Here is a 6,361-nt window from a genome sequence, read left to right on the forward strand (position 1 = left end):
GAGTACTCGCCACCGATCGCGACGCCCATGACGAACCGGATGATGGCCAGCTGGATCACGGCCCCGTCCCCGGAGGTTACGAAGAACTGGGCCGCTGAGGCGACCAGGAACAGGCCCATGTCCACGAGGAACATGGGCTTACGTCCGAACTTATCAGTAGCCCACCCGGCCAGCGGGGAGCCGACGAAGATACCAGCCAGCGGGCCCGCAGCGATCATGCCCAAAGAGAGTGCGTCGAGCTGGAGATCTGACCGCATGGGTCCGGTGACGGGGCCGATGATTCCGAGGATGTAACCGTCGAGGAACATCCCGCCGATGAAGACAGCGACAAGCCGCACCATGAAGCGGCGTTTGAACTTGGAGCTGGTCTCATTTGGTATGGAGGTGTCGACGGAGGCCGTCGTCCCGGTCGGATGGGTCATTGAGATTTGTTCCCTTCTAGCTTCAGCGCGACGGCACCAGAGTGCCGTTTCCTAGACGCACGGACAGCCGCCGCCTTTGGCGGCTGTTGGACGAGGCCGGCTGGCTCGATGCCAGCCGATATGGCCGCGCAGGACTCACAAGATGGCTAGGGCAAGGCCTTGGTTTCCGGCACCCTCGCGCCGACCGATCGAGATTAAAACCTCGCGGCGGGGCGGGCAACGTCTGCATGACTTCTCCCCCGGTCTAGCCTCGTTCTTCGTGGCACGCCGCAAGCAATTCGCCAATGCGAGGTCCGCTCAGGTGCTGCACGATGTCCGTGGCCACTTCCGCCATGCAACCTCCTTGATTCCTCCCGCAGGGGCTGGCCGCCCCACAATTTCAGGTTAGGGACCTAAGATTGCGCCCATGTTTCTAGTGGATGACGTTCCACATCCGAAACCTTCGTGCGACAGTCCCGGATGGATCTTCGCAGCGTTTGGTCGAGGCGTCGGTGATTGCCCAGCCGGCAACCGGAAATAGCTGGACCATCGAGCTCGCGCAATGAGACTGAAGGATTGGGTCACTTCCACGAACGCCAGGGACACAGCCAGACCGGAAATGACCTGGTTATTGTGGTCCCCTCGGGATGGGGGGCCAGCATGGTGTGCCCAGCATCGACCGTCCGCCGGCAACCTCGGGGAGCTGCGTTGTTCTGTCGTCGTGCGCTGCATCTTTAGGAGCTTGACAACAGGCGTGGCGTGAGCCACTCTGTTGCGTATCATGATTGTTGTTGCGAAATACGCAGCGGGAAAGACTGAACATTGGAGTCCTCCTCCTTTCCTCCAGTTTTCCTAAACCGTGCTCCATCTATTGCACATCGATCCTCCTAATTTCAGGACTACAACGTTCTCGACAACGCGGGTTTCCCTAGGGAGCCCGGTATCCCCAGATTTGCACACTACCCAGCCCTCCCGGGAGGAAACACATGACTACTTCAGTGAACGTGCCCCTCAACTCACGCGGAAAACTCGCTTCATCATTGCCTGCGGAGCAGTTGACTGAAATCACTGAGTTGTTTGCGTCCCGGCGCACGGGATACTCCCTCGATGCCCCCTTCTACACGGACCCAACGATTTTCAAGATTGACATGGAGGCCGTTTTCGGCCAGCACTGGATCTTTGCCGCCAGCACCGCTGAGCTGCCGGAGCCGGGCGACTACGTCACGGTCGACTACGGCCCCTACTCCCTGATCGTGCTGCGCAATGACGACGGCGGCGTGAACGTCCTGCATAACGTGTGCCGCCACCGCGGTGCCCGCGTCCTGACCGAAGCTGCCGGTTCCACCGGAAACCTGGTCTGTGGCTATCACTCCTGGACCTATTCCCCCGAGGGCAATCTGATCCACGCTTCCGCTCCCGGTGAAGCCAAGTTCGACAAGAGCTGCTTCGGTCTCAAGCGCGCCCACGGCCGCGAGGTTGCCGGGCTCATCTTCGTTTGCATCGCGAATGAGCCGGCGGCGGACTTCGACGAGACCTCGAAGATCTTTGAGCCCTACCTCGCACCCCACGAGTTGGCGAGGACGAAGATCGCCTACCAGCAGAACATCGTCGAGGAGGGCAATTGGAAGCTCGTCATGGAGAACAACCGTGAGTGCTACCACTGTGACGGCCACCCGGAGCTGGCCTGCTCGCTCTTCCCCACGTGGGGTCTCACCGAGGGCCTGATCCCGCCCCATCTCGAGGAAGTCTGGGACCGCAACAAACAAGCACAGGCCTCCCTTGAGGAGCGTTGCCGCCGCTACGGCCTCCCCTACGAGGTGGTCGAGGAGCTCGACACCCGCATTGCCGGAATCCGCATCTCCCGGGAGTCCCTCGACGGTGAAGGCGAGTCCTTCTCGGCCGATGGGCGCCGGCTCTCCAAGAAGCTGCTCGGTGACTTGCGGGACTTCCGCCTTGGCCGCTGTTCCATGCACCTGCAGCCCAACAGCTGGTTCCACTTCCTTGGGGACCACGTCATCACATTCGCTGTCTTCCCCATCAACGAACACCAGACACTGGTGCGCACGACCTGGCTGGTGGCTGACGACGCCGAGGAAGGTGTCGACTACGATCTGGACAAACTCACCTACACGTGGAAGCAGACAAATCTGCAGGATAAAGCGTTCGTGGAGCTGTGCCAGAAGGGCGCCAACAGCCCCGCCTACGAGCCCGGCCCGTACATGAAGAGCGAATACCAGGTCGAGGCGTTCATCAACTGGTACGTTCAGCGGGTGCAGGAGCACTTGGCATGACTGAGCTCCGGGTCGAGGCGGCAATCGAGGAACCACAGCGTATCCGCGGCCTCGAAATGCCGTGGAACCGGGTGATGGGCAGCACCGAGGGACCCGCCCGCGCCGCCCACGCACTGGGGCCCTGGCATCCCCAGGAGTTCATGGCCGAATGCGTCGAAACCGTTCCCGAAGCCGGCGCCATGATGACCTTCGTGTTCCGCCGCTGCGACGGTGCGCCCCTGGCGTTCCGCGCGGGCCAGTACGTGAACGTCGCCTTTCCTGTGAACGGCGAGGACCAGGATCCGGTGGACCGCAGCTACTCGCTGTCGAGCTCCCCCACGCAGCCCTGGACCTTCAACATCACAGTCAAACGCGACCCCACTGGACTCGTCTCACCCTGGGTGCACGAGAACGTCAAACCCGGCACCGTCCTCGAGATGCTCGGACCAGTCGGAGCATTCCATCTGCCTGACGCCGACCGCCGGGCACGCTACCTCTTGCTGGCCGCCGGCGCAGGCATCACACCCATCATGTCCATGGTGCGGACCATCCACTCCCTCCCCGGACAGGCCGATGTCGTGGTGCTCTACCACGGAGCTGAGGCCGGAGGATACGCCTTCCACCAGGAGCTGGCCTACATCGCGTCCGTGGACTCGAGAGTCAAGGTCTTCTACTCCCTGGGTGACCGCAGCAAACCCGAAGGGTGGCAATGGCTCAGCGGAAGGCTGACGGCGGCCATGCTCGACGAGGTTGCCCCCGATGCCAACGGCCGCCAGGTCTATGCCTGCGGCCCCGAGGGTTACCTGAACACCGCCACCGAGCTCCTGGAGAAGGTCGGCGTCGACGACACCTCCGTCAACATGGAATTCTTCACGGGAGATCGCCAGACGATCCTTGAATACCAGGCAGAGATCGCGCTTGCAGAGGACATCGCGGAGGAAATCGCCGGGGAAATCGCCGAGTCCGCCGAAGACTACTACGAGAGTCAGCCCACAGCGTTCGGGCTCTACGAGCCCGGCTACAACGCCGACGGACCCCTGAAGGCCACGGGACTACCGCTGGAAACTGTCGACCCTGACACATCCGCCCCCGACGGCAGTACGGATGCCGGCCCGGAGGCTGGGACCACCGACCCCTCGAGCTTCGACACGGTCGGGACGGGAAGCCTCACCCTGTCCTTCATGCGCACAGGCATCAATGTGCGCATCGACCCCAATGAAGACATCCTCGGGGCAGCCCAGCGTGCCGGCGTCAGGATCGGGGCAAACTGCAAGGAAGGCATGTGCGGCTCCTGCAAGGTCGTCAGACTTTCCGGCGAGGTCGAGATGAAACACCAGGGCGGCATCCGGAAACGCGAAATTGATGCAGGCAAGTTCCTACCCTGCTGCTCCACTGCGCAGACCGACTTGGTGATCGACGTCTAACCGCTTCCGTTCCTGCAAAGGGAATGGATCAATAGCGGGAACTTCAAGAACGTGGGTGACGAACACGATCCCGTGATCGGACTGCAGGAGGAACCCGAATCTTTACGATCCCGAAGAAGCCGGTCAGGCGGCGCATCCACGGCCTGGAGACCTTCAACGTCCTCCGCTGCGGGGAGTAGCTCTTCATGCCAGCCTGTCGGCTCTCATCCGGCTCGCCGACCTGGACGGCTGAAAGGTTTAAAACGCTATCGACCGCAGCAGGAAAGGCAAGTCAGGTCCGTCAGCAGTTCATTCATGGCCGGAAACTGGCAGCGGGGGAACGGTCAAGGGAATCACGCATTCAGGTCGTCCCGTTTTTGGCTGCGACCCGCCCGGTCCTCGGACGTCTGTACCTCGCGCCAGCGCTGTGAGGTCTGGACAGCCGGCCGCCCCAGACCGCACCCTAGTGGAAGTGCTCTTGCAGCGGGCCGCGGAACAGGAGACCGGCATGGCATTTCGGCGGGATTCCTCGCACGGACACTCAACCGAAACCCCGCCCCGCCGCCCCTGCTGTAGTGCGGCGGACCCCTCACATCCGGTTGAACTACACCCCAACCTGACGTCAGAGCCCAAGCACAATGGGTGCAGAACAGGGTCCGTTTCGTCCGTTTCTGACGCTGGGTCAAGGGGCTCGTAGACATCAATCTGACATTAACTGACCCTTACTGACGCGCTGTTCCGGGTCGCGATTGTCTGGTTGGCTATAGCGTGCTGCAGTCCGGGATGGGACGATGCCTGCATGGCGGAGGGCAACACTGTACAGGCAGCCGTTGAAAAGGCGCGTGAGGAAATGCTTTTCATGGACCGGACCACCCCTACTACCGGCTTCTGGCCGAGATGGTGACCGCTGGGGAGACAGCCTGGCAGCAAGGGTATGATGCGCACCGGACCGGCAGACCTAAATCGAACCCCTATAGTTGGCGCCTGGGAACCCCACATTGACAGCCCTCCGCACGGCAGTTCCGACCCCGGGGGCCGCATCTCGGTCACAGTAATCAAGGAGACCGGTGCCCTTGCTGACCTTGTCATCACCCTTTACCGAGACAGGGGCGGTCAGTCGCCCGGCGCCTCGTTGCATTTTCCACTGCGCGCCTTCGCCGACTCCACGATGGCGCGCAATCGAAGCGAAGCGTTTATCTGATCTTGTTGCTTCCAGCTCCCGCCGGCACGGTAATGCCGCCCCTCTAGCGTGGCGGCGCTCGGGCGCCCTGTCCTTCCTGCTTCATATGCCGGCTTACTGGCCCTGAAGAACCAGGCGAGCAGTTGGCTTGTCACCGCCAGAGCGAGCAAGACGCACAGAGCAGCGCCATAGAGCAGGAACATCAGCGCCGCTGCCGTGAACATGCCCAGAAACGCCCCGAGAAGACCTATCGTCCGGGGATCATCCATCGCACTACGACCCCAACTACCCGCGCGGCCCTACCCGACGGGCGGATGCTCCTGCCCGCTCGCCAGGAGGGCTAGGTCGTGGATGAGTCGCTGCACTTCGCGTTCACCGCCCTGGGAAGAAAAGAGAAGAGCCGCCGGTGGCCCCGCGGGAGGACCAGGGACGGGCGCTGGTTTTGGGACAGGCGCCACCGAAGCCTGTTCCTCAAACGGATCAATAAATCTAACCGGTTCCATCACAATCCCCCAGTGTTTATGGTCTGCTCTGTCTACCATGAACTGATCCCGCCATCGCCGGACCACTCCGGAAAATATCAAGTTCGTCTTACCTCCGCACGCCTAAGCGACCTCACCAGCGGAGTCACGATCACCCTCAGCGAAGGCTGAGACGTCTCATATCCCTAGAGCTTCGAGACGCAGAGGTTTCGATACGACCCAAGCCGGGGAGTGTACTGGCTCTGATCCCGTCATCGTCTATCACCGGGACTTACCCGCAGATGCAGGGAAGGTACCGGACCGTGAGCTAACAAGTTTCGCGCGTGGCGGTGCGTGCGGGCAGGCGCCTGCGGAGCCTGACCATGCCGTAGATTGCCAGCAGTGTGGCCAGCAGGCCCAGCGCCCAGAAGACGGCCGATTGCGCCGTCACCTCCATCCAGACGGTGCCGACGAGCAGCACCACGGCCCAGAAGCCGAGGAATCCGATGATGATGTCGAAGTCCTCGCCGGACCGTACGCGCTTGGGCGCGATGGGTGCCGGCTTCCTGCCCTGTGGTGCTGCTCCTTCCGTCACTTGACTGCACCTGCCGTCAGGCCGGCCACAATCTTGCGCTGGAACACCAGC

Annotated in this window: 5 protein-coding genes; 2 read left to right on the forward strand and 3 right to left on the reverse strand. The window is 62.1% G+C overall.

What is annotated here, in order from left to right:
* Positions 1 to 422: MFS transporter (locus tag AC1DFE_RS23585; protein ID WP_476908258.1), on the reverse strand; the 422-nt coding region annotated here is incomplete at its 3' end.
* Positions 423 to 1,387: 965 nt separating this feature from the next.
* Here AC1DFE_RS23585 and AC1DFE_RS23590 point away from each other — a divergent pair.
* Both AC1DFE_RS23590 and AC1DFE_RS23595 read left to right on the forward strand, forming a co-directional pair.
* Complete coding sequence (locus AC1DFE_RS23590) at positions 1,388 to 2,692, forward strand: aromatic ring-hydroxylating oxygenase subunit alpha (protein WP_476908259.1); 1,305 nt, start codon at positions 1,388 to 1,390, stop codon at positions 2,690 to 2,692.
* Positions 2,689 to 4,095, forward strand: coding sequence for a ferredoxin reductase (locus AC1DFE_RS23595; protein WP_476908260.1), 1,407 nt, complete (start codon positions 2,689 to 2,691; stop codon positions 4,093 to 4,095). Before AC1DFE_RS23590 ends, AC1DFE_RS23595 begins: the two co-directional genes overlap by 4 nt.
* A 1,092-nt stretch (positions 4,096 to 5,187) precedes the next feature.
* Here AC1DFE_RS23595 and AC1DFE_RS23600 read toward each other — a convergent pair.
* Positions 5,188 to 5,523: a hypothetical protein gene (locus AC1DFE_RS23600; RefSeq protein ID WP_476908261.1), complete on the reverse strand. Its 336-nt coding sequence runs from the start codon at positions 5,521 to 5,523 to the stop codon at positions 5,188 to 5,190.
* 520 nt (positions 5,524 to 6,043) lie between these two features.
* On the reverse strand, positions 6,044 to 6,310 hold the full coding sequence (locus AC1DFE_RS23605) for a hypothetical protein (protein ID WP_476908262.1): 267 nt from the start codon (positions 6,308 to 6,310) through the stop codon (positions 6,044 to 6,046).
* Between the last annotated feature and the right edge of the window lie 51 nt (positions 6,311 to 6,361).

The sequence above is a fragment of the Arthrobacter sp. 05T423 genome (assembly GCF_056396245.1).

Excerpts from the sequence above, each read along its gene's own strand:
- AC1DFE_RS23590 (WP_476908259.1), top strand. The coding sequence starts at position 1,388 with ATGACTACTTCAGTGAACGTGCCCCTCAACTCACGCGGAAAACTCGCT.
- AC1DFE_RS23595 (WP_476908260.1), top strand. The coding sequence starts at position 2,689 with ATGACTGAGCTCCGGGTCGAGGCGGCAATCGAGGAACCACAGCGTATC.
- AC1DFE_RS23600 (WP_476908261.1), bottom strand. The coding sequence starts at position 5,523 with ATGGATGATCCCCGGACGATAGGTCTTCTCGGGGCGTTTCTGGGCATG.